The 24,772-nt window shown below is 38.0% G+C and carries 25 protein-coding genes and 1 pseudogene; 4 read left to right on the forward strand and 22 right to left on the reverse strand.

Translation table 11 applies throughout. From position 1 onward, the window contains the following. Positions 1-44 precede the first annotated feature (44 nt). The 3 genes from IEE83_RS30990 to IEE83_RS31000 form a co-directional block, all read right to left on the reverse strand. Positions 45-533, reverse strand: coding sequence for a hypothetical protein (locus IEE83_RS30990; RefSeq protein ID WP_228102149.1), 489 nt, complete (start codon positions 531-533; stop codon positions 45-47). 45 nt (positions 534-578) lie between these two features. After that, positions 579-1,901, reverse strand: coding sequence for a signal recognition particle protein (ffh, locus tag IEE83_RS30995; RefSeq protein WP_194124578.1), 1,323 nt, complete (start codon positions 1,899-1,901; stop codon positions 579-581). A 133-nt stretch (positions 1,902-2,034) separates the two neighbouring features. Further along, positions 2,035-2,847 (reverse strand): mechanosensitive ion channel family protein, encoded by an 813-nt coding sequence (locus IEE83_RS31000; RefSeq protein ID WP_194124579.1) that lies wholly within the window; start codon positions 2,845-2,847, stop codon positions 2,035-2,037. 258 nt (positions 2,848-3,105) lie between these two features. Between IEE83_RS31000 and IEE83_RS31005 the strand changes: the two are divergent. From IEE83_RS31005 to IEE83_RS31015, 3 genes and pseudogenes are all read left to right on the forward strand, one after another. After that, positions 3,106-3,711 (forward strand): annotated as a pseudogene (locus IEE83_RS31005) (Uma2 family endonuclease). A gap of 120 nt (positions 3,712-3,831) precedes the next feature. Next, a complete protein-coding gene (locus IEE83_RS31010) occupies positions 3,832-4,512 on the forward strand; it encodes a MotA/TolQ/ExbB proton channel family protein (RefSeq protein WP_194124580.1) in 681 nt (226 codons plus the stop codon). A gap of 53 nt (positions 4,513-4,565) precedes the next feature. Then, entirely contained in the window at positions 4,566-4,958 is a 393-nt protein-coding gene (locus IEE83_RS31015) for an ExbD/TolR family protein (protein WP_194124581.1), read from the forward strand. Positions 4,959-5,052: 94 nt separating this feature from the next. Here IEE83_RS31015 and IEE83_RS31020 read toward each other — a convergent pair whose 3' ends face one another. From IEE83_RS31020 to IEE83_RS31095, 16 genes are all read right to left on the reverse strand, one after another. Then, positions 5,053-6,084, reverse strand: a complete 1,032-nt coding sequence (locus IEE83_RS31020) for a Gfo/Idh/MocA family protein (protein ID WP_194124582.1) — start codon at positions 6,082-6,084, stop codon at positions 5,053-5,055. 143 nt (positions 6,085-6,227) lie between these two features. After that, entirely contained in the window at positions 6,228-8,054 is a 1,827-nt protein-coding gene (locus IEE83_RS31025; protein ID WP_194124583.1) for a M56 family metallopeptidase, read from the reverse strand. 5 nt (positions 8,055-8,059) lie between these two features. Next, complete coding sequence (locus IEE83_RS31030; protein WP_194124584.1) at positions 8,060-9,997, reverse strand: M56 family metallopeptidase; 1,938 nt, start codon at positions 9,995-9,997, stop codon at positions 8,060-8,062. Position 9,998: 1 nt separating this feature from the next. Next, a complete protein-coding gene (locus IEE83_RS31035; protein WP_194124585.1) occupies positions 9,999-11,558 on the reverse strand; it encodes a M56 family metallopeptidase in 1,560 nt (519 codons plus the stop codon). A 21-nt stretch (positions 11,559-11,579) separates the two neighbouring features. Continuing rightward, positions 11,580-11,954, reverse strand: coding sequence for a BlaI/MecI/CopY family transcriptional regulator (locus tag IEE83_RS31040; protein ID WP_194124586.1), 375 nt, complete (start codon positions 11,952-11,954; stop codon positions 11,580-11,582). Between the two features lie 151 nt (positions 11,955-12,105). Further along, positions 12,106-12,732 carry a Uma2 family endonuclease gene (locus tag IEE83_RS31045; RefSeq protein ID WP_194124587.1) on the reverse strand — a complete coding sequence of 209 codons (627 nt, stop codon included), beginning with the start codon at positions 12,730-12,732 and terminating at the stop codon, positions 12,106-12,108. Between the two features lie 12 nt (positions 12,733-12,744). Next, positions 12,745-13,368, reverse strand: coding sequence for a Uma2 family endonuclease (locus IEE83_RS31050; protein WP_194124588.1), 624 nt, complete (start codon positions 13,366-13,368; stop codon positions 12,745-12,747). 45 nt (positions 13,369-13,413) lie between these two features. Further along, entirely contained in the window at positions 13,414-14,580 is a 1,167-nt protein-coding gene (locus tag IEE83_RS31055; RefSeq protein WP_194124589.1) for an IS4 family transposase, read from the reverse strand. Positions 14,581-14,859: 279 nt separating this feature from the next. Next, on the reverse strand, positions 14,860-16,299 hold the full coding sequence (pyk, locus tag IEE83_RS31060) for a pyruvate kinase (RefSeq protein ID WP_194124590.1): 1,440 nt from the start codon (positions 16,297-16,299) through the stop codon (positions 14,860-14,862). 29 nt (positions 16,300-16,328) lie between these two features. Beyond that, positions 16,329-18,824 (reverse strand): replication restart helicase PriA, encoded by a 2,496-nt coding sequence (gene priA / locus IEE83_RS31065; protein ID WP_194124591.1) that lies wholly within the window; start codon positions 18,822-18,824, stop codon positions 16,329-16,331. A gap of 14 nt (positions 18,825-18,838) precedes the next feature. Further along, positions 18,839-19,306 (reverse strand): type II toxin-antitoxin system VapC family toxin, encoded by a 468-nt coding sequence (locus IEE83_RS31070; protein ID WP_194124592.1) that lies wholly within the window; start codon positions 19,304-19,306, stop codon positions 18,839-18,841. After that, entirely contained in the window at positions 19,306-19,464 is a 159-nt protein-coding gene (locus IEE83_RS31075; RefSeq protein ID WP_194124593.1) for a hypothetical protein, read from the reverse strand. Before IEE83_RS31075 ends, IEE83_RS31070 begins: the two co-directional genes overlap by 1 nt. 88 nt (positions 19,465-19,552) lie before the next feature. Next, the gene (locus IEE83_RS31080) at positions 19,553-19,846 is read right to left on the reverse strand and encodes a type II toxin-antitoxin system RelE/ParE family toxin (RefSeq protein WP_194124594.1); all 294 of its coding nucleotides are present in this window, start codon (positions 19,844-19,846) and stop codon (positions 19,553-19,555) included. Continuing rightward, positions 19,846-20,082, reverse strand: coding sequence for a hypothetical protein (locus IEE83_RS31085; RefSeq protein WP_194124595.1), 237 nt, complete (start codon positions 20,080-20,082; stop codon positions 19,846-19,848). Before IEE83_RS31085 ends, IEE83_RS31080 begins: the two co-directional genes overlap by 1 nt. A 95-nt stretch (positions 20,083-20,177) precedes the next feature. Then, positions 20,178-20,780 (reverse strand): aminotransferase class IV, encoded by a 603-nt coding sequence (locus IEE83_RS31090; RefSeq protein WP_194124596.1) that lies wholly within the window; start codon positions 20,778-20,780, stop codon positions 20,178-20,180. After that, the gene (locus IEE83_RS31095) at positions 20,758-21,762 is read right to left on the reverse strand and encodes an aminodeoxychorismate synthase component I (RefSeq protein WP_194124597.1); all 1,005 of its coding nucleotides are present in this window, start codon (positions 21,760-21,762) and stop codon (positions 20,758-20,760) included. The genes IEE83_RS31090 and IEE83_RS31095 overlap by 23 nt, the downstream gene beginning before the upstream one ends. A 213-nt stretch (positions 21,763-21,975) precedes the next feature. On the opposite strand from IEE83_RS31095, the gene IEE83_RS31100 reads away from it, so the two are divergent. Continuing rightward, entirely contained in the window at positions 21,976-22,983 is a 1,008-nt protein-coding gene (locus tag IEE83_RS31100) for a YpdA family putative bacillithiol disulfide reductase (RefSeq protein ID WP_194124598.1), read from the forward strand. Between the two features lie 13 nt (positions 22,984-22,996). Here the strand turns inward: IEE83_RS31100 and IEE83_RS31105 are convergent, their stop codons facing one another. The 3 genes from IEE83_RS31105 to IEE83_RS31115 form a co-directional block, all read right to left on the reverse strand. Continuing rightward, the gene (locus IEE83_RS31105) at positions 22,997-23,272 is read right to left on the reverse strand and encodes a PIN domain-containing protein (RefSeq protein ID WP_194124599.1); all 276 of its coding nucleotides are present in this window, start codon (positions 23,270-23,272) and stop codon (positions 22,997-22,999) included. A gap of 126 nt (positions 23,273-23,398) precedes the next feature. Further along, entirely contained in the window at positions 23,399-23,653 is a 255-nt protein-coding gene (locus IEE83_RS31110) for a hypothetical protein (protein WP_228102150.1), read from the reverse strand. Positions 23,654-23,710: 57 nt separating this feature from the next. Beyond that, complete coding sequence (locus IEE83_RS31115; protein WP_194124600.1) at positions 23,711-24,724, reverse strand: WD40/YVTN/BNR-like repeat-containing protein; 1,014 nt, start codon at positions 24,722-24,724, stop codon at positions 23,711-23,713. Positions 24,725-24,772 lie beyond the last annotated feature (48 nt).

Genomic DNA, 24,772 nt, shown 5'->3' on the forward strand with positions numbered 1-24,772 from the left:
CAGAGTTTAATCTCCATTCAGGCTTTTTCTATTTCAATTAATATTTATTGAGCAGCCTCTTCAATCTTTTTTTTCTTTTTGGTAAAAACGTAAACAATACCAAAATGACTTTTTAAAACACCGCTGTCAAATTTATCTTTTACATAAGGATTCAATTCCAGCGCTAACTGAATGTTTCGGTTTTGCGGCAATGGTTTTATACGAACACCAAAGTTCACAGAATATCCATCCACAGTAATTAAATCTGCCTTGGAATCTGCAATACGGTATAAAGGATTAAGTCTTACGCCACCACCAATATACCACTGCGTGACTTCTCCTCTTTTTAGATTGAACATCGGAAGAAGATCAATGCTTAAACTGCTGAAAAGCGAATTTGTTTGAAATCTTGCATCTGCCCAGATCAGTTTTCGCGGGTTGGTGCTGATAGTCAGTAAATTGCTCCATGGATAATAACCAACGGATCCCTGAGCCATCAATCCTTCACGGCTACACATTAAAATAAATACAATCAGGATCAGAAGTCGTTTCATGAATAAGTTTGATGTTGAAAAAATTGCGGACAAGTAGTTACGAGATTAGCGACGAAGTGCTTTGCTCATTTTTCCTGCTGCCTGCATAGTATTCATTTTCTTCATCATCTTACGCATTTCGTCAAATTGCTTCAAAAGGTTATTTACCTGCAATATTGAAGTTCCGCTACCTGTTGCAATACGTTTTTTACGGCTTCCATCGATCAAATCCGGATTTTCGCGTTCCTTTTTCGTCATCGACTGGATGATCGCTTCAATAGGTTTGAAAGATTCATTGTCAATGTTTACATCCTTCATAGCAGTTCCCATTCCAGGAATCATACCAATCAGATCTTTCACATTACCCATTTTCTTGATTTGTTGGAGCTGGCCCAAAAAGTCGTCAAAATCAAATTTATTCTGACGCATTTTTGCGTTAATGCGTTTCGCTTCATCTTCGTCAAATGCCTGTTGCGCACGTTCAACCAAAGAAATAACGTCACCCATCCCAAGAATCCTGCTCGCCATACGATCAGGATAGAAGGAATCAAGGGCTTCCATTTTTTCCCCGGTACTGATGTATTTAATCGGCTTATCAACAATCTGGCGGATAGAAAGTGCGGCTCCACCACGTGCATCACCATCTAATTTGGTTAACACAACACCATCAAAATTCAGACGTTCGTTGAAAGTTTTTGCAGTATTTACAGCATCCTGACCCGTCATGGAATCCACAACGAATAAAATTTCAGAAGGTTTTACGGCAGATTTGATGTCTTCAACCTCTTGCATCATCACTTCATCCACAGCCAAACGACCGGCAGTATCGACGATGACAATTTTTTTACCCACTTTTCTTGCGTGAGCAACTGCATTAGTAGCAATTTGAACTGCGCTTTTATTATCCGGTTCAGAGTAAACTTCAACACCAACCTGCTCTCCAAGAACTTTCAACTGGTCAATCGCAGCGGGACGGTAAACGTCACAAGCTACAAGCAAAACCTGTCTTCCCTGTTTTTTTAACAGAGCAGATAGCTTTCCGGAGAAAGTCGTTTTACCAGAACCTTGTAAACCAGCGATCAGAATAACAGCAGGATCACCCTTGATGTTAATTCCTTCCGCTTGTCCGCCCATTAATTCAGTAAGTTCTTCCTGAACAATTTTAACGAACATCTGGCCCGGTTCTACGGATATCAATATTTTCCGGTCAAGCGCTTTTTCCCTGATCCGGTCAGTAATTTCTTTTGCAATCTTAAAGTTAACGTCGGCATCAACCAACGCTTTACGAACCTCTTTTGTAGTAGCGGCAACGTTTATATCAGAAATGCGATCCTTCCCTTTTAAAGTACGAAAGGCATTGTTTAGCTTATCCTGTAAGTTTTCAAACATAAATTGGTATGGATGAGATCGGAACTTGAATTGAAATAATGCACAAAGGTATAAATAAAAAGAGGAGTACAGGAAAGTTCATTCCCGTACTCCGTCATTTTCTTCGATTTTTGCTTATATAATTGATGAAATATTATTGTTTTAGCGCCACACTAAGCTCGGCAGGCTTTGGAGCTCCGATGCCGTCGGCTGCATATTGTTTGCTGATACCCTCATTTACGTAATAATAAGTATCCCAGTAATTCTCACTTGGTGTCCATACACGCACGTCAAAGAAAATTGCGTTTTCCGTTAATTTGGTAACTAAAATATCATGTTCCACATTTTTCAACGCGGTTGGGCAGGCGTCTGTCACTTTTCTGATTGAAGCTCTGATGGCGTCCACACCATTTTGGCTGCCGGCTGCAAAAACCATATCGACACGTATTTTGCCTTTACCTGAAATATTGGTGATTGGGGCAGTTGATAAGGCACCGTTTGGAAGAATAATTGTTTTGTTATCAACCGTAACCAGAATGGTATTGAAAATCTGAATTGCTTCAACTACGCCCGTAAATCCTTGCGCATTAATTAAATCACCAACGCGATAAGGTTTGAAAATCAGGATTAAAACACCTCCCGCAAAATTGGCAAGACTACCCTGCAAGGCAAAACCAACGGCCAAACTGGCTGCACCAAGTACTGCAACAAAGGAGGTGGTCTGAATGCCAAGAATTCCTGCAATACTTAAAAGAAGCATGACATTCAGCATCACGCCAATCAACGAATTCAAAAATGGCTGAACGTCACGGTCAACATGTCTTCTGTCCATCAACGAACTTACCATGGAAGTGATTTTCCCAATCACGATTCGCCCGATAATGAGGACAAGAATTGCTAGTAAAATTTTGCCGCCGTATTCTGATGCCGTGGCAATAATCTGAGCCTTGATAAGGTCGTAATTCATAATTTTGAGAGAGATAGGGGATGAATAATGTTGTTTTCGAAAGTTTAGACTATGACATTCTTATGAAGTCACACGTTCTTTGAAAAAATTGAAAATTCTTAATTTTAGTTGAAATAAGGAGGGGAAGTGCTGTTTTGAGAAGACATTGCAGTTTTAATTATATCTGGCAAAGTTTTTAAATATAATGTTTCGGGCGGTGTGTAAGAGGAGATTACGTTTCTATACATATTTTGCTATTTTTGTTAAAACACGAGTATTATGTCAGCCGTCACACAAACTATATATTCAGAAGAAGACTATCTGATATTAGAGAAAAAGTCAGATTACAAAAGCGAATATTTCAAGGGAGAAATATTTATGATGGCTGGTGCTACGCCAAATCATAACAGGATTAAGGAAAATCTTTCTGGTGAGGTTTATAATAATCTTAAAAAGAAAAAATCCTGACGCAGCTATTCCAGTGATCAGCGTATCAATATTCCTGAAAACTCACTTTACAGCTATCCGGATATTGTGGTAGTCTTTGGTCCAAACCAATATGCAGAAAAGGATAAAAACACAATTACTAACCCTTCTGTCCTTATCGAAGTTTTATCAGAAGGTACAAGTTCTTACGATCGTGGTGACAAATTTCGTTTTTATAGAGACATTGATAGTTTGAGAGAATATGTTTTAGTTAATTCTGTAAATGTTGGTGTGGAAATATTCCGAAGAACAGAAGATAACCACTGGTTACTTGCGGAGGATGCTTATAAATTATCAGATTTTGTTACCATCCAATCTATTGAAGCTACTTTAAAATTATCAGATTTATATGAAGGAACTGATAATGTAAAAGAAGGATGGACTTCTCCCGAAGAGTAATTTTTCTATCTTTGCCCTTTAAACAATAAGGGGCAACTTGCTCCGTTTATTGTCAAGGTTGTTTTTATACTGACTTGATCTCATTTACATTAGCATAACTATTCACTTTTCACAATTAATATGATGCTTCTACAAGCACTTGCTGACTCTACTTTGGCCGCACCCGCCGCTGCTCAAGGGCTCTCTATTATTGACCTCCTGGGAAAAGGGGGAGTAGTAATGATCCCGCTGGGACTGCTTTTTGTTGCCACTTTATTTATCATCATCGAGCGTTACCTGGGAATTGGCTCAAACGGAAATATCGATTCCCAGTTTGTAGATAACGTGAAGGACTTTATCCAGCAAGGAAATCTGAAATCAGCAGAATCTTCGTGCCGTAACCAACGTAATGCTGCCGGAAGAATTTTCGAACGTGCTATTGGCCGTATTGGTTATCCGATCAAGGATATTGAAACTTCAATTGAAACTTCCAGCCAGATCGAAATTCAACGTATGGAAGGGAATCTGGGATATCTTGGGGTAATCGCGGGTATCGCACCTATGCTTGGATTCGTCGGTACCATTTCCGGGATTATTCGTATTTTCTATGATATTTCTGTTAGTAATGATTTTAATATCAGTACAATTGCTAGTGGTATGTATGAGAAAATGATTACGTCGGGTTCCGGTTTGATCATTGGTTTGCTGGCGTATGCGGGTTATCACTTGTTAAACATGAAGATCGACCGCTTTGCATTAAGACTTCAGGTGGCTGCGTCGGATTTCCTTGACGTACTTTCAAAACCGGTTTCGTCAAAATAAAATGTCCGGAATGAGTCAGGCATTAATCTCATTTACCCATTGATAATTAAAATATGAAGATACGTCGAAAGAGCAGGTTTGCCCCTGAGGTGTTTACAAGCTCACTCAGCGATATTATGTTTTTCCTGATGCTGTTCTTTTTGATCATTTCAACAATGTCAAATCCGAACGTGATCAAACTGATGCTGCCAAAAGCATCGGCAACACAGCAGATGTACAAAAAGCAGATTACTTTGTCTATTGACGACAAAAAGGTTTACTACATTGATAAAGAACCAATTCCGTTTGATCAACTGGAAACGCAGCTGCAAACTTTATTTGCAGGCGTAGAGGATCGTACGATTGTACTTCGTGTAGATAAAAATCTTGCTGTTCAGGATCTTGTGGATGTACTTGAACTGGGAGCGAAACAAGATATAAAAATGGTAATGGCAACCGCCAAATAACCAGCAATAGATTCTAAATTATCCGTCTTCTTAATAAATATAAAATGCCTTGTGATTTAGTTCGCAAGGCATTTTTATTTTGAAAAATTGAAAGTCAATTACGATGAGAATCTGCACTTTGATATATTTTTTCAACAATATCCTGCAAAACAGCTCCTTCCTCAGCCAGGCAAATATTTGTTGGTTTTCCCAAAACCGCATCAAGAAAAGCAGTTGTATTTTTAAGCTGCGTATCCGTCTCTTCCAGAAAAGGAAATTGAATATCTGCTAACTCCCCGGCTACCTCTGTATGTAATGAAAATGGATTTAGAATGGCTCCGGCTTTACTGCCAAAAACTTCAAGATTAATGATTTCTTCTTCCTTTTGATTTAAAGCAAACGAACAGGACAGCGCAATACTTTTATTATTTGCAAAAGTCAGGTAAGCAAAACATGCATCGTCGACATCAAATTTTACAGGATCCCATTGTCCTTTCAATCCTTTGCCACCAGTTTTACCAATAAAATCATAAATGTTTCCTGCCACTTTTTCAGGCATTTGATAATCCATCATTCCCAATGCAAGGTCAAGTATATGAACGCCCAGATCTATCAAAGCACCGCCACCCTGAATTGTTTTATTAGTAAAATTCCCCCAACCAGGAATTCCTCTTCGACGCAGATAATTTGCTTTAATATGATAAACTTCTCCTAATTGTCCTTCATTCTGACATTTTTTTAGAAGTAGGTATTCCGAAGTCTGACGTCGTTGAAAATTATAAGCTAGCACTTTTCCCTTTTCCTTCGCCAGATCAGCCATTTCCCGCGCTTGTGCGGCTGTCATAGCGGGCGGCTTCTCACATAATACATGGCAGCCGTTTTTGAGCGCCTGCATGGTATAATCGTAATGGAGATTATTGGGTGTGCAATTAATGACAAGATCCAGATCATATTCTGAAAACATGTTTTCAATATTATCAAAAGCACCTGGAATGGCATGCTGATCAGCCATTAAACGGGTTTTGTTGATATCACGACCGCAAACGGCAACAATTTCAACCTGATCGGATAATTTTTTTAGTGCCGGAATATGATTTTGATCCGCAATATGGCCGCCGCCAATAATTGCGGCTTTAAGAAATGACATGGAATACTGGTTTAAGAGTGCCTGCAAAAATATTGAATTGAAAATGATTTCAGGCTTTTAACAAGAAAATGCCCCGTGATTATTTTCACGGGGCACTATTCACAATCCATCCGAATCAGTATTCTTTTAATATCTTTTTACTCTTATTTTTCAGCAGGTTTGTAGATTCTTAATTGGATAGCCGGCACCTTTACCTCAGGCTTTTTATCATTAGAAAAATCAAATGCTTTTGTTAAAACATTATCCTGATTAGCCAAAACCGGAGTGTCAGGCATTTTGTAATTAAAGTAGTGATATTTGCTATTTTGATTATCAGCTGGATAATTTCCCTGGTATCTTGCTTTGGCTGAAACCTCACGTTTCAAATTGAAACGTATTGAAAGCATATATTCCATGGCAACAGGATGGCCATTTTGCCGGGCAGGTTCCCATCTTGGCATATTTAATACCAAACGAACAGCTTCGTCATCAATTCCCCAACCGATTTCTTTAACTACCTTTGGTTTGCGTACATCACCGTTGCTATTGATTGTGAATGAAACCAACGCAATTCCGCCTGCACTTACACCTACTGCCTCTTCCGGATATCTGATATTGCTTTCTATATATTTTGCCAAGGCTTCTTCGCCGCCTGGAAATTGTGGTTTTTGCTCTTTAACCGAGGATAATGATTCAGCGATTTCTTTCTTCTTTTTTCTCTCTTCGGTGATTTTGGAAACATCCTGAGTAGCGGTAAATTCTGGTCCCTTTAACTCGTTTTGTCCATTTTTAAATGTCAGTGTATACTTTGTTTTCCCTTTTTCAACAACCAGGATTTGTGGAATATAACTGACGTGACTTACAACCAAAACTCCTCCAACATCTACATTTGTCATTTTGAAACGGCCCAGCGGATCAGTGGTAACCGAAATATCCCTTTCCGGATCAAAAATATTAACATCAGCAATTCCTAAACCTGATTCCCGCAAAATATCACCCTCGATATTTACTTTAACTTTTCCCGTATCTGATTTTACGATTGCCGGGATTGATTCAACAACGGCGGAGTTTTCAGTAATTTCACTTTCATTATATAAAGTGCTGGCTGGCAAATTTTGCACTTCTTCGGTTACTGTTAATTTTTCTCTTGCAGCTGTCAAAAGCAAAGCAAAAAGCAAAACGGGAACTATCATCAGATATTTTCCTAATATCCAGCGTGAATTACGATTTTTATAGATCATTTTGATTCTGCTTTTAAGTGTTGAAGAATTGAAAAAATGATTGGTAAGTAATGTTACCGGGACTGAAAGAGAATAGGAGACAAGGAATCGTGCATAATAATCACGGTTTGGTGCCGCTTCGTCTGCCAGATATTCATGGACTTCCTGTAAGGATGTTTTGTAAAACCAGATCACCGGATTAAACCAGAAAATCACTTTGATAATCTCAATCAGTAAAATATCCAGACTATGCATTTGACGCATGTGAACCATTTCATGTCTTAAAATCGGATCCGGATTATTTTCATAATCGTAGCGGTTTAAGACAAGCCATTTCAGAAATGAAAATGAACCGGTTTTGTTGTCGCTCAGTAAAATCAGATTGTATTCTGATAATTTTATTTGCTCGCCTTGTGCTATAATTTGATTGAGATGCCAAAAACTTTTAATTAATTTCCTTAACATGAAAAACGATCCAAGAGCCAGAAATGGCCATATCCATTGGGTCAGGTCGAAAGTTTCGGGCGCGGTATATTTAGTTGCGGATAAAGGAACTGCGGCGACAGTGCTGACGGTATAAAATACAGTCGGCGCAGTTTGTTCCGTTTCCGGAATACTGATTAGTGGTAATAAAAACGAGATGAGTAGTGAGCCAACAAGATAGGTGCGATTCCAGACAAAAAACGTATGCTTTCGGAAAAGCAGCCAATAGCAGGTATAAAACAGAATCCAGTAAAGATTCACTTTTCCGAAATATAACAACGTTTCCATGACGCTTATTTTTTCTTTTTTGTAATAATTATGATATCATTTTTGCCATTAGGACTATTAACGTAAAGCCTGGATTCGTTTTTAAAAACTGATATGGATTGAATGTCATCAGGATTGATTTTTTTCAACACATCAGGATCTTTGCTGACTTTCCCATCCACGGCAATATGATACTCTTTTGGAAAAATACTTCCAGTTGATTTGTAGTTAGGCTTTCCCTTGTCCAAATTCATAACAACACCATACATGGCCGTTTCCATATTAGCCGCCTGCTTGGTGATTTTACCGGCTGAATAATTTTTGGGGTTCAGTCCCAAATCAATATTTTGACCGGAAATTGTCTTGTCAGACTGATAATTCTGTGTAGCACCAGAAGTTTTGTCAGTACTTATAATATTCTCCGGAAATTTTTCCCTGTCTGCCTTCATTGCGAACGAAATATTCAAATTGTACTGTACCGCTATCGCCCGCCCGCCTTGTTTGCCGGGTTGCCAGCGAGGCATTTTCAATACAACTCTCAATGCTTCTTCATCCAGACCATATCCCATTTTTTCAATGATTTTCGGATTTCTGATATATCCTTTGTCATTGATCGTAAAAGAGACTTTGACATCGCCTTCTACACCTTCACTTGCTGCTTCTGAGGGATATACAACATTTTTTGAAAGGAATTGACTAAGTTCAGTCTCTCCGCCGGGAAACTGTGGCATTTGTTCTATTACGGACATTTCAGTGTTTCCTGAAACAGGTACCGATGAAGAATTACTGCCTGATTCATTTGAATGGTCTGGTGTTACGACAATCTTGCCAAGCGTATTCTCTTTCTTTTTCAGGATAATAAAATCCAGTTCAGGGTTTTTAACATCAACTATAATAGTTTCATAATTAATGTGAGAAATTACCAGGCTGTCCTTTATATAAACGTCTGAAATCTCAAACTTACCATACATATCCGTTAATGTCCCAGCCGTTTTACCTTTTACAATTACGCTGGCAGATTCAATTGCCTGTCCGTTTTCATCACTAACAATACCACTTACACTGATTTCCCGGGTTGATAGTACTTTAAAATTATTACGTTCTATGGCAGTTAATAATCTTTCACGCGCGGCTGTCAACATCACCACCATACCGATGATCGGAAAAATCATCAGATATTTTCCCAAAGCCCATTGTGAATTGCGGTTTTTGTAAATCATCTGAATACGGCTTTTTAATAAAGACGAATTGAAAAAATGATTGGTCAGAGAGGCAATAGGCGCGTTTAATGCATATGCAACCAGAAATCTTGCATATTGTTCACGGTTTGGCACTTCTTCATCAGCCAGATATTCGTGCACTTCCTGTAATGATTTTTTATAAAACCATAGTACCGGATTAAACCAGAAACCGACTTTTAGTATTTCAATCAGGAGAATATCCAGACTATGCAATTGACGGATATGAACCGATTCGTGGCGTAGTATAGGGTCAAAATTTAGCTCGTAATCGGTAAAATTTACAACCAGCCATTTTAAAAAAGAGAAAGAACCGATTTCATTATGCGGTAATAAAACCAGCGTGTGATCTTCCAACGGAATGGTTTCGCCCTGATTTATCAGTTTGAAGAGATTTTTAAATGCTTCCAATAATTTGAACAACATCAATCCGCATCCAATGATTTGTATCGCCCAGACGAACTGTGTCCAGTGCGTAATTATTTTTGTAGATTCCGGCCTGGAAACGTAAACTGGAATTGTCGAAACGGCATAAACTGCTGTCGGAATTACTCTTGCATTGTCAGGGAAATGAATGAATGGCAATGCAAAGGAAATCATCAGTGATCCGAGTAGGTAAAACCGGTTCCAAACAAAAAACGTGTGTTTACGGAATAGCAGCCAGTAGCAAACGTAAAATAAAATCCAGTAAACATTAACCTTCCCGAGGTAGATCAATAAATCCATTTTAGATCTTTTTAGTCATTATTGAAATTACTCCGTTGCTGCCTTTTTTTCCATATGCCGCTATTGCTTTTTGACCTTTAAGGACATTAATGGATTGTATTTTGTCTGTATCAAGATCTTTAATACTTTGATTTTCTGCAATTTTTCCGTCAATTACTAAAAGGGGATTTGGATCAATGGCAGGAGCTGTAATCTTAATTTCTGGAGAAATTGCTTTAACACCACCTGCTTCTGCCGTAAGTATCTTTTCAGATTCTTTCGGTTTTTGTGATTGTTTTTTGTCAATAAGCGCAGCTTTTTTTGCGTCGTCCAGTTGAAAATTAATTGGTAAATTATATTTTACATTGACCGGAACGCCGTTCTGTTTTCCTGGTTTCCATTTTGGGAAAAGCTTCAAAACCCTGATCGCTTCTGCATCACAGCCATATCCAACCCCTTTTAAGATCACGATATCTTCTGTTTCTCCAGTTTCAGTTACCACAAAAGAGAGGAAAACTTTTCCTTCAACATTAGCTTTTGCGGCTGCTTCCGGATACTTTATATTCTTGGCCAGGAATCCAAACATTGCCGATATTCCTCCCGGAAATTCTGGCTGTTCTTCAACTACGGTGTAGACATTTCGTTCTTTCAGCTTGCCTTCAACTTCCTTTTTTAAAGGTTCTGTCTTTTTATCGGCTTCAACTTTTTCGCTTGTTGCTGATTCACTTTTTTCTTTTTGCTCACATCCGGCAACGAATATTGCCACGGTTGTAATTAAGGCTGCTGCAAAGACGTAAGTACTTAGCAACCATTTCGAACTGCGGTTTTTGTATATCATCTGAATTCGGGTTTTAATTTGAGATGGTTTATAAAAATGATTCGTAAGCGAAGCGATGGGTGCATTTAAGGCATAAGAAACCAAAAATGTTGCATAATTCTCTCGGTTAGGCGCCTCATAATCAGCCAGGAATTCATGAACTTCCTGTAATGATTTTTTATAAAGGAGAAGTACAGGGTTGAACCAGAAAACAATTTTCAATATTTCTACCAGCAAAATATCGATGCTGTGCCACTGCTGCATATGAACCGTTTCGTGGCGTAAAATGGGATCAAAGTGATTTTCGTAATCATTGCGGTTTACAACGATCCATTTCAAAAATGAGAACGAACCGACGCGGTTGGAGTTAATCAAAACGATTTTGCAGTCTTCCAGTTCGATCAGCTCTCCGTCTGTTAAAAACTGGTTGAGATGGCGGAAGTTGACGAATAATTTGTAAACCATAAATAAGGCTCCCAAAGCATAAGCGAACCATAAAAAATGCGTCCAGGTAATCACTGGCGTTTGTTCCGCGCGGGTTGCTGTGATTGTAAAATTTGGATTGGCAACGGAATAATTAAGAGAAATTACCGGTGCCGACTCAGGATAAATTATAAAAGGAAGTGCAAACGATAACAATAAAGAACTGATCAGATAAATTCGGTTCCAGATAAAGAACGTTTGTTTACTAAGCAACAACCGGTAACAAATATAGAAGAGGGTCCAGTATAAGCTTACTTTGGCAACATAAATCAAAATTTCCATGGCTAACGGATGATTGATTGTTTAAGATTCGCTTTTGTGATCGTTGATCAGTTTCATGATTTCGTCCAGATCATTTGTCTTTAAATCGTTGTCTTTCACAAAAAAGGACACAAGATTTGGCAAAGAATTATCAAAATAATTAACCATAAGCTGCTGCATTTCATGGCGTTTATATTCTTCTTCGGTAATCAATGGAAAATATTCATGGGTTTTTCCATAAGCCGTATAACCAACAACTTCCTTCTTTTCCAAAATCCTGATAATAGTTGAAACTGTATTATAAGCAGGTTTTGGTTCGGGCATTTCTGCAAGTATATCTTTTACAAAGGCCTTTTTTAGTTGCCAGAGTATTCGCATGATTTCTTCTTCCGCCCGTGTTAATGTTCTTACTTCCATGTTTTCAATTTTTATGATATTGTTATTTAATAGTGGGTATTCAAATGTAAGACTATCTAATTAGTTTTACAACTATTTTATTAGTTATTATTTAAAATAAAAAAAACGACCAGAATGTTCAAGTCGTTCAGTTTTTTGTAAAATTTTCGTTTCAAGCAAATTCAGAGCCTTTTTCTTTCAAATATTCTCCAACATTACAAGTAATTCCATCCAGAATTTCTACATCATAATTCCAGTTATAAATCTGCCAATCCGTATCAGCCGTTGCAATCATTACTTTTTTAGATTCTGTCAAAAACCATATTACTTTTTCTGCTCCGAATTCTAACAGTTTTTTTGTCTTTATTGAAATGTAGGCATTCTGTGAAAATTCTCCTTCCAGTGCAATATCAATATCTACTTCAATCGAAATTTTTGGAGCAACATCAGCATACTTTTTATTAATTTTTTCTATTCCAAAAACCTGATTATCAAAAATTAATAAGTCTCCTGCAAGATTGTTTCCTTTATCGATATGCAATCCGGCTTCATTGGTGAGTATCGTGTATTTGCTGTCATCAATTTGTTTTCCAATCCAGATTGTTAGATAAGTAATCAAAAAAGCCTGTAATGAACTCGAACCCATAATGTCTTCAACATTTTTCGTTTTGGCCAAAACCTCACGGTAACCTTTTCTGTATAAAGGTTTGCCGTCAATTATTTCATGGATCAAAACGCTGGGTATTTCTGTATCAGAATTTTTTGTCAAAACACTGTCAGGTCCGATTGAAGCTATCATAATACTTATTTTTTATGCAAATTGTGAACCTTCATTCGCAAGATATTCGCCTACATGACAGACAATCCCATCCAAAATTTCAACATCTCTATTCCAGTCAAATGTCTCCCATTCACCCTCGACCGTAGCAATCATTACCTTTTTCGATTCTGTCAAAAACCAGATTACTTTTTCTGCACCAAATTCCAACAGCTTTTTTGTCTTTATAGTAATGTAACCCATTTCTGTAAATTCTTCCAGTTCAATATCCAAATCGATTTCAATAGAAATCTTCGGCGGAACATTGGAGTAATGCTTGTTGATTTTATCAATTGTCAAAACATTTTTATCGAAAATAAGAATATCGCCTGCAAGATTATTTCTTCTGTCCAGATGCATTCCTGCTTCGTTAGTTGCGATAAGATATTTTGTTCTGTTGATTTCAGAATAAAGAATACCCAAAATATAATCAATGATAAAAAACTGTAATGAACTCGAACCCATGATATCTTCGATCTTTTTCGTTTTGGCCAAAACCTCACGGTATCCCTTTCTGTATAAAGGTTTACCGTCAATTATTTCATGGATCAAAACGCTGGGTATTTCATTGGCAGAAATCTCTGTGGAAACTTTGCCCGGACCTGGTGAAGCTATCATAGTCATTCGATTTGCTATATTCAAATAGTACTGATGCGTTAAGTTTTATTCATCAAATAGGTTCCATTGTTCATTGACATTTTGATTGATTTGACATTCAGTAAGAAGCTCTTTTAATGGAGTTTTGTCGAAAGCAGATATGCCCAATATTTGCATGATCTCATATATAGAGAGATTGCTTTTCAAGGTATGTTTGAGATAAGCTACTATTAAATAAGTGCTTATAGCAACCCATATGTGGATATTGACTGCATTTTCGGAATGTCCCCAGAGCGTTTTGATAGTCAGGTTTTGTTTGACCCACTTAAAAAAAATCTCTATTTGCCATCTTTTTTTGTAAAGTTTTGCTATTTCGAGCGCAGAAAGCATATCGTTGTTTGACAGGAAAGACAGAAGAATTTCTTTTTCATCATCGTAATATTCTACCAGCCGTAGCGGTTCGGGATATAGTTTGCTGGACTTATATCCATTGAGTATGATGGTTTTATCACTCCTGAGCCCTGACGTAGGATCAATGTTGAAATTGCTTTCTATGACCGTGTAATCCATTGTGCTCTTTGCTCTTGAGATAAAAAAGGCTCCGGACTCATTCATATCGTATAAGGCTGCAAAATCGATGTAAGCTTTATCCATGATATAGATCGCTCCTGGTGATACTAACAGCTCGTCAAGTATATTACTATCATGGTATTTGCCGTCGGTAACAAGGATAAAGGATGGGATATTTCCTCTCAGATCCAAAAGTGTATGTATTTTTATGGCTCCCCGTGAATACTTTCCTGGCGCCCAGGTGAACAGTTTCAGGCTTAGGGAAATCGTTGTTGAATCCAGTGCAAACACCTCATTTCGAACACTGACATTGGGAACTGGATTTATAGCATACAAGGGTCTGACCAAGTCTATAAGGTACTGCCCGAAGTCGGCATATATTCTCCAGTCTCTGCTCTCATTTGCACGTGAAAGTGTGGACTGATTAACGTGGCTTCTGATTCCAAGGTGATAAAGTTTGTTTTTATGTGCTTTCAGGCAAGTGCAGATGTCACGTAAGGAATTACGAGAAGTCAATTGACCAAAAAACAGTTGAATAAATTGGTTCCAGCAATTGAATTCTCGTGTGCGGAAATCGCCATTGTACTTTGATACACATTTTTCAAACTCATAATGGTCAATAAAATGCAAAAGCTGAGCAAAAACGTACTTTCCTGAATTCATAGCCTTGTGTAAAAGCCACAAAGCTAAAGGGCAAATCAAATCAAAAAATCAAAGAACGTTCGTAATTAATTTATTTACAACGTGTTATAAGTATTTTTAAAAAGTTAACGCATCACTAGTAATATTCAAATATAAAAATATGCTTTGACAATTCCTTGATATGCTTAGTAATAAGCGAATTATGATTATCAGCTTGCTTTTCGGTCATTTAATTTCAGCTTAAAACAAAAAAGCAGCGGAATCGAATTCCGCTGCCTAATATAAATGTCAAATTTAAGCTTATTCTACCACGCTCAATTTAACTGCGTTAGTTTTACGCTGTTTTGAAACCGGCATGCTCAATGTATTAATAAAGACATCACCTTTTTTCAATTCACCTTTTTCGATAAGGAAAAGTTTGATGTCTTCAATTAAATCATCTGTTGAAACACCCTGATCTTTATCGTAGAAGAACACTTTTGTTCCCCAATAAAGCGCCAACGTGTTCATCAAAACTTTGTCAGAAGTGAAGATCAACAAGCTTGCTTTCGGACGGTGATGCGAAAGACGGAAAGATGTGTATCCGGAACGCGTAACACCGATGATCGCAGCAGCACTTGTATCACGTGCCAGACGGCATGCGCTCATTACTACGTTATCATTCAGTTTGTCGATACCCGGTTTTTCGTTAACATGCGAGTGATATTTGAAATAAACAGCATTTGTGTTTTCTTCCACTTTTTCGATCGTACGGCTCATGCTTTCAACAGCAAGCAAAGGATATTTTCCTGACGCTGTTTCAGCGCTAAGCATTACTGCATCAGCTCCATCCAATACCGAATTTGCAACGTCATTAAGTTCTGCACGGGTCGCGCGAGGACTTTCGATCATACTTTCAAGCATCTGAGTTGCAACAATTACCGGTTTCCCTGCTTTGTTACATTTTTCAACGATCATTTTCTGGATCATCGGAACTTCTTCTGCTGGCAATTCAACCCCCAAATCTCCACGGGCAACCATGATACCATCCGCTGCTTCGATGATTTCATCGATGTTAGCAATAGCCTCAGGTTTTTCAATTTTCGCGATCAAACGGGCAAATTTTCCTTTGTTTGCGATGTATTCTTTTACTTTAACAATTTCAGAAGCAGTACGCACAAACGAAAGTGCTACCCATTCCACGTTATGTTCCAGTCCGAAATCAAGATCTTCGTAATCTTTCGTTGTAACCGAAGGCATTGAAACACGTGTATTTGGCAGGTTAACACCTTTTTTAGATTTCAGCAAACCTCCATAAACAACCTGGGTGATTACATCGCTTCCGTCAATTCCTGTTACCAGAACTTCAAGCTTACCATCGTCCATCAAAACACGGTCACCAACTTTTACGTCGTTGTACATGCCATCGTAAGGAGTACTTACTTTTTCAGCTGTACCTAAAACCTCTGTGTTGGAAAGAATAAGTTTATTTCCAGCCTCGATCAATACACCATCTTTTTCAGCTACGAGTCCGATACGGATTTTTGGTCCCTGCAAATCTTGTAAAATGGCAAGGTTCAATCCGAATTCTTCGTTTATTTCACGAATAGTATTAAGCCTGGCCAGGTGGTCTGCATGCGTACCATGAGAAAAGTTTAGACGAAAAACATTTACGCCGGCAACTGCCAAAGCATGAAGCATTTCTTTTGTTTCTGATGTTGGGCCTACGGTAGCAACAATTTTGGTTTTCTTGGAAGACATAGAGTTAATTGCAGTATTATATGAATTTACTAAACACAATCCACATCAATGACGACGTGGACGCCTTTTATGGTTTTATCGGTTAGAATATCAATGACTTTTTCTTGTATAAACGACTTTGCCGCCTTAAAATTAATCTTTTCTCGTTCAAGTTTGATGAGAATGTCGAACAAAAACTGATTTCTTACTCTTTCAACCAACGGAGGCTCCGGTCCGAGCACGCGACTTTGACCTAAATTGGCCGTTAATTTTTCTGCCAAAGCAACTGCGGCACGTTTCGAAGTTGCCTCGTCGATATGCTTGATTGTTATTTTGATCAACCGGGTAAATGGCGGATAATGGTATTGCTCACGCTCCACAATCTCAGCATCATACATGCCCGTGTAATCATTTTGAATAATTCTTTCCAGTATTTTCTGAGCCGGATTTGCTGTCTGGATTAAAACTTTTCCCGGTTTGTCAGCTCTTCGTCCGGCTCTTCCGCTTACCTGCGTAAGCATTTGAAAAGCACGTTCCGATGCCCTGAATTCCGGAAAGTGAATAATTCTGTCTGCATCAAAAATGCCCACCATACTCACATTGTCAAAATCCAGACCTTTGCTAACCATCTGGGTACCAACCAAAATATCCGTTCCTCCTTCTTCAAATTCCTGGATAATCTGCTGATATGCATTTTTTGCACGCGTCGTATCAAAATCCATTCTCTGAACCCTGGCGGCTGGTAAAAGCAAATGCAGCTCTTCTTCAATTTTTTCAGTCCCGTATCCGATTGTTTTCACCCGGGTTGAACCGCAGGCAGGACAAGTCCTTGGTACTTCTTCCTTATGTCCGCAATAATGGCATCGAAGTTCCCGAGCTTTCATGTGGTATGTAAGACTTACATCACAATTGGCACATTCGGAAATCCAGCTGCATTCTTCACACTGCATGTAGGGAGAATAACCGCGGCGATTCTGGAATAAAATCGTTTGTTCTTTATTATTTAAATTTGATTCAAGATGTTGGAGCAAAACTGATGAAAATTCATTTTTCATCGTTTTCTGCTTTTTTTCTTTTTTTGTGTCAATTAAAACAAAAGTAGGCAAAGCTGCATTACCAAATCGTTGTGTTATTTCAACCAAACCGTAACGGCCGCTTCTGGCGTGATAATAACTTTCCAGTGAAGGCGTTGCAGAACCCAGTAATGTTTTTGCTTTGTGCATATAAGCCATAATCACGGCTACGTCACGAGCATGATAGCGTGGAGCCGGGTCATGTTGTTTGTAGGAAGTTTCGTGTTCTTCATCCACAATAATCAGCCCGAGATTATCAAAAGGCAAAAATATTGCGGAACGAACGCCAACTACAAACTGGAATTTCCCATCCAGAATCCCTTTCCAGACTTCAACGCGTTCATTATCGGAAAATTTGGAATGATAAATTCCCATCGCATCACCGAAAACTTTTCGTAAACGGACTACGATTTGTGTTGTTAAAGCAATTTCAGGCAGCAGAAATAAAACCTGCGATCCGCTTTCCATTGCCTGTTTGATCAGTTCAATATAAACTTCTGTTTTTCCACTTCCCGTAATTCCATGCAAAAGCACAACTTCCTTTTCAGAAAAAGCTTCGTGAATTTCCTTGAAGGCGGTTTGCTGGGATTCTGTCAAATTAACAATTGCCGGCGGACCAAGCGGAATATCAGCAAAGCGGGAAACGATAATATCAAACTGTTCAAAAACTCCTTTTTTAATCAGGGTTTGCAAAGCAGAATCTGATAAGCCGTCGTCTTGTGAAAAGATTGATTTATCCAATCCTTTTTGATTCAGATCAGCATGATTATAAACCGGAACGTGGCTTAAATACCGCATCAAAATATCCTGCTGTTTCGGGATTTTATCAAGGGAAGCGGTTAATTCAACCAAGGATTTTTCAGATACAAAGGCGGAAGTCAAACGTATTTTCTTGACAACTTTTGGCTTATATTTTTCTTTAACTTCTTCAAAAAGAATGATAGCACGTTTCCCAACCAATGATTTTATTACAGCTGTAATATTTGTCTGATTGACCAATCTGGCCACTTCTTCATAAGAAAGTGTCGCATGTTTTTTTATTTCATCAAGAATAAACCGTTCCTGATCTGTCAGCAATTCTTCATAATCAAATTCAGGATTATGCTGAATTCTTGACTGACTTGTAATTTTCAATCCGGCCGGAAGTGCCACATTTAATACCTCACCGATATTACACAGATAATATTCTGAAACCCAGTTGAAAAGTTCGAGTTGCTTGGTTGTGATAATCGGCTCATCATCAAGTAATTCGAGAATATATTTAGCCTGATACTGAGCCGGAGGATTGGAATGAATGTTGGCAACAACGGCTGTGATAACCCGGTTTTTCCCAAATTGTACAATCACCCGGGCACCTACCTTAATCATCTCAGCCATCGTTCGCGGAACTCTGTAAGTGAAGAGCCTCGGAACAGGAACCGGAAGAATTAAATCGGCGAATAAGGTAATTTCGTCCTCAAAAAGGGAGGTCATTGGCAAAATCTGTTTTATTTACTTTTAAAATAGGGCAAAAGATCCTTCTGATCTATCTTTCTAACATCAAAAAAGACATTGTTCAATTGGTCGAAGTCAGAATCAGTTGTAATCAATTGAAGTCCCAGGAGTGCAGCAAGGGATGCAATCCAGAGATCATTTTTTCCCATATTTCTCGGTGTGGCAAAAAGATAAGTTTTAAATGCAGGATTAGCTATTTGCGAATAAGCATCAATTTTAGTGTAAATATCAACATTAAAATTACTGACATCAACAATATTGACCTGGTCTAAAAAGATATCAAGCAAATCCCTTCTTTTGCTTCCCCAATTATTTTGCAACGCTATGGATTTAATTTCTGCTTCTGAAACAACGGAAACATATAGTGGTAAGTTCTCTGGATTAAGAAAGCTGATTATACCGTATCCGTCAGAAGCTCTTATAACGGCAAGAATTATATTTGTATCAAATAGAAGATTCATTACTTGGTGGCATCAAGCTGAGCCATTAATTTTTCCCATTCCTCTGATGTAAATGGTTCGGCAGATTCAGCACCTCCGGAAGCCAGGATTTCCTCAGGAGAATGTGAAGTATGTGTTTTAAACAAACTAGTTTTGTTAGAATTTAACTTGGTTTTCATAGTGATTCCTTTTATAAATTCAAATATACAAAATAATAACTTGGAGCTATGAAGTACTGGAACCAGCTACTAATCTTCAATCTGTTTATTAGTGTCTTTTGGGCAACCTGCTTGTATGACGAATATGTAGAATTCTGATTTCTGTTGTTTTAACCCGGAATGAAATGCGATATCTTTCAAATTCAAATGCGCGGAAGCTGCCATCATTATCGATTTTATATCGATCTAAGGATTGATAATGAAAAGTTTCCGGTAAAGATCGAATTCTGTTTAAAATTTCTTTTTCAACTTTTTCCGCATATTCCTGAAACTCGTTTTCTTCAATAAATTGAATGATGTCAAGTAATTGCTTAATCGCCGACTTATTCCACTTGATTTTCATTAAATAGATTGGCGTCTTTTGTCGAAAAATGCCTCTACATCATTTTGATGAACAAAATTTCCATTCTCAATTTCAGAATCCGCCTTGTCCAGCGATCGATTATATTCATGTATAAAGTTTTTAGAAATTTGTTCGTCTTCCTCAAACTCCGTCTTATATTCAATAGCCAGACTATCCAAAAAAGCCAGAATAACTTTTTCTTCCTGCTCATTCCGTGTATTTACTAGAATATTCATAGGACTAAATATTATAATGAATCAGACTATTTCACCAGTTTACTGGTAATCAAATTTACATCTTTGAATTCAACAGAACTATTTCTTTTAAAGTTTTATTGAATGACCTCTACTTCCAGAACAGTCGTATTTTCCCAACTAATCATCGCATTAAATAATTTAATATGACTGTAATCAGAAATGTCGTTTTCTGAGATTCGGGCTTCTTCAATAATACCGGAATCTAAAAGAAATGCTCTTTGCGTACCTGGTAAAAGTGGCGAATCAGGTGTGAACCATTGTCCATCTTTTTGGAAAGCAACATTACAATATAATGTATCTGTAACCATTCCGTTTTTGATGATCAGAATTTCTTCTGCATCGCCGCGCTTTTCATAAAGATTATTCAACGAGGTTCGATCATCGTATTTGAATGAATAATCAATTGTATCATCATACACGGGCCGAATTTTTGTGATTGTCCGAAAATTATATGGCTCCCATTTTATGTTATCTATTTTTTCCGAATAAGCTAATCTGCATTTATAATATCCATCAGTAATGTTATCAGGAACTGAGATCAATTCCGCTAAATTCCATGAATCCGTAAAACCAAATAATTCCGTTCTGGTTTTATTCAGACGCGCTTCATGATAAGATAAATTGACCAGCTGACGATTTTTGACACAAATCGTTTCAAAGCACAATGGAAGGGACATGGGCAAATGGTAAATAAACTTTATCGATTAATTCCTGGTATTCACTATTTGCATCACTTTTGGCCGTGATTCCGCCTCCGCTTTTGAAAACAAGTTTTCCGTTTTGATTTTCGATATACCGGATCATCACGGCACTTTCAAAGTTTTCACCATCGAAATAACCCATGACGCCTGTGTAATAACCACGATTATAACCTTCTGCATCTTTAATGATTTTCAAAGTGCTGGGTTTTGGTGCGCCGCTGATGGAGCCGGCGGGAAGCAGTTTCAGTAATAAATTTCCAAATTCACCATCGAATTCGTCGGGCAAAATTCCTGCAATTTCGGAGCTTACCTGTAAAAGTGTCTTCTGGTTTGTTTCAATTTGTTCAATATAACGATAACGTTCAAGCCAGACTTTATCGGCAACCATACTGATATCATTTCTGATCAGATCAACAATCGTGGCATGTTCCGCAGCTTCTTTTGGGTTAGATAAAATGACGTTTTCTGCGTCAGGAAAAGAAGCGTCGATTGTGCCTTTCATTGGAAAGGATGAAATTTTCTTTTCTTTTATTTTGATAAAAATTTCAGGTGAAAAACAGACAAACTGATCTTTTAACCAAAATCTGTAAGGTGCTTTACTGTATTGAAAAATATCTTTTAGTCCAAGATTTGTTTCAATTTGTGTTGGAACCGAAAGATTCACTAAAAAGGAATTTCCCGCTTTAAGATTGTTGACTACATGATTGAATTTCGCTTGATATTCATCAAATGAAATTGGGTTTTTTGTGAAATGAAAATCGGGCAAAAATCCATTTCTTTTATTCTCTGAATAATTGGTAAATCCATTAAAATCAAATAAGGTTTCTGACGAATCAACCTCATCCAAACGCCAGGCAACAGGTTTTTCCAACAAAAAGTCAATAAGAAAGACAAACGGAATTTTCCGTTTCCCCCAATCGTTGAGGCATTTTGAGAAATTTTGTTTCGTGTTTGTCAATTGAAAAAATAATAATTGTAACAGGTACTTTTAACAGTCTGCAAATTTACAAAGTTCAGAAACCAATCGTTTAAATAAAGAGTTAGAACTATTATAAGGATTTAAGAAAGTGGTCAGATAAAACGTTTTGGCCGTAATCTTTTTAAATTTACTACTGAATGCCGGAAGTCAAAGGCTGACAGCAATTCCAACCAAGATTTCGAAACCAGACTCATGCATATTCACGACGTTATCATTATCGGCGGAGGCCCATGCGGACTTGCCATGGCAATTGAAGCTACCAAAAATGGTCTTGATCATTTAATTCTTGAAAAGGGAAATATCACAGAATCCATCCGCAATTATCCGCGTCGGATGCGTTTTTTTTCAACGGCTGAAAATATAGAAATAGGAGGGATTCCTTTTGCAATCTCGGAAGTAAAAGCGAACAGAAACGAAGCATTGCAGTATTATCGTAAAGTGGCGGGATATTACAATCTTAATTTCAAGCTTTTTGTGGATGTTGATCGTACGGAAAAACAAGCTGACGGAACATTTCTTGTTTATGCAAATGACGGTCAGATTTTTCAATCAAAAACTGTCGTGCTGGCGACTGGATATTTTGATGTGCCTCGCAAGCTAAATGTCCCAGGTGAAAATTTGCCGCATGTTTCTCATTATTATGATGAACCATTTAAATATTCCTATACCAATGTGGTTTTAGTTGGCGGTTCCAATTCTTCGGTAGAGGCGGCTTTGGAATTATATCGTCACGATGCACACGTCACGATTGTACATAAAGAAGCTGATTTCCGTACTAAAGTTAAATACTGGTTGGTTCCGGATGTGAAAAACCGTGTGAAGGAAGGTAAAATTCATACACGTTTTAATAGCATTACCAAGGCGATTGAACCCGGAAGAATCCAGATTGAAAATATAGAAACCGGTGAATTGGAATGGCTGCCGGCTGATTTTGTATTTCTGCTGGTAGGTTATCTTCCGGACGAGCATTTACTATTCCGATGTGGAATCGTCCTTGACCCGCAAACCAAAGTGCCAACTTTTGATCCTGAAACATTTGAAACAAATATTCCGGGCCTGTACTTGTGCGGAACGGTAATGGCTGGCGTGTTTACGGAGAAGATATTTATTGAAAATGGCCGTGATCATGCGGCGGCAATTGCTGATCATTTGATGGGACGGGAAGTGAGAAAGGTAAAGGAGTTGATTGACAGGATTTGATTAATGTTTTAAATCAAGCGGTGATAAGTTCAATTTGTGATGTGTACAATTTGAATTTATCGTCAGCTGAAATGATAGTTATATTTTCTGTTAAAGCGGTGGAAAGAATAAGTCGGTCAAAAGGGTCTTTATGTATTTCTAATAATGGAATTTGACCATAATTAGAAATATGTTTTTCCGTAATTGACAATATTTTAAAACCATTCTGATTAACTACTGAAATTATGTCTTCTATTGATGCTGGAAATTCTGATAACTTATTAGTTTTTCTGCTTAATAGCAATTTCATAAATACTTACCATACTAACATAAATAAAATTATCTACGTCTGTTAATATGCTTAAAATTTCATTACTCAATCTTTTATCGTCAAGTTGAAACCAAATAAGTATTTGTGTGTCAATAAAATAATTCATTACATATAATCTTTCATTTCATCCAATGGTTCATCAAAATCATTGGGAGTTGACATAGGTTTCCCTGCCAGATGTTGTAAGCGATTAAGCCCACCCGGTTGACGTTTTTGTTTTTCAGTCGTTTCAATTTCTTCTAGAAAAAGAACAACAACCTTAGATTTATTTTTAGTTGGAGGAGTTTCGCTGAGTGTTAAAACGCCATTTTCAAAAATTCCGCTGATTGAAGTATACATAGTTTTTCTGAATGTTTTCATCAAATTACTAAATTTTGGGTTTGAAAAGAATCGTTGACAATATTTTCTGTCAGTTTCTCACTCCGCAAACACCAATCTCCTCTTCTTTTTCTTCCTCGAAATTTTCTCTATTTTTCCAATCAATCCTTTTCCTCCAACCGCATAACCTACATTTCCAGCGAAGCTGACCGCATGAAAAGGTTCAGTGCCAACGGGTATCCACGTTTTTCCCTGGTTTACAGAAGAGCTGCTTCCTGATGGGCCAACGGCCACCAAAGCAACATCGTCTGAGCGGATCTGTGTATCGCCGTTCCAGGTTGAGTAGTGTTTGTGATAAATTGCGACAGCTTCTTTTAGTCCAAGAGGTTTGGTGCTGGTGCCATATTTCCAGGTCTCTCCGCCATCGTCAGTAAGCAGAACATTTCTGGTTGTGTCAGAAATATTTTTGTAATCTCCACCTACTGCGATTCCATCCTTTTTAGACCAGAAATGCAAACCGAAAATTCCACTTGTCGGACCAGCCGGCATTGGTGTTTCGGCTACTTTCCAGTGCCGACCGAAATCTTCGGAACGGAAAACACGAGCCATTTTACCTCCGCCGGTTCCTATAAAAACTTTATCTTTTCCAACTGCCAAAATAGAAGTTCCGCTTGCTGCAAATGATGCTTCGCCGGGTTGCCCTTCGGGACGGTTTTCCAGTGGTAATTCCTGCCAGGTTTTTCCTCCGTCTTCTGTTGTCAATATAAATAATCTGCCGTTTAAAGGATCGCCAAGGCATATTCCCTGGTTTTTATTCCAGAAATCAATACCATCCAAAAATACCCCGGTTTGTGTAGATTGGTACACAAGATTCCAGGTTTCTCCGCCATCTTCTGTGCGGTATATCCTGGCTCTTCCGGTTTCCGCTAATCCGGCACTCATGGCAACTGCGGTTTCACGGCCAAATGCATGTATATCACGGAAATCCAATGAATCACCACCAGGAACTTTCATGACAGACCAGCTTTTTCCGCCATTAACGGTGCGTAAAACAGTTCCGGATGATCCTCCGATCCAGCAAGTCGTTGGAGTAACAGCATGCACTCCACGCATATTGACCACCGTTTTTATTTTTAATATATCCCATTGCGCATATGTATT

This window comes from Dyadobacter subterraneus (genome assembly GCF_015221875.1).
Taxonomy (GTDB): Bacteria; Bacteroidota; Bacteroidia; order Cytophagales; family Spirosomataceae; genus Dyadobacter; species Dyadobacter subterraneus.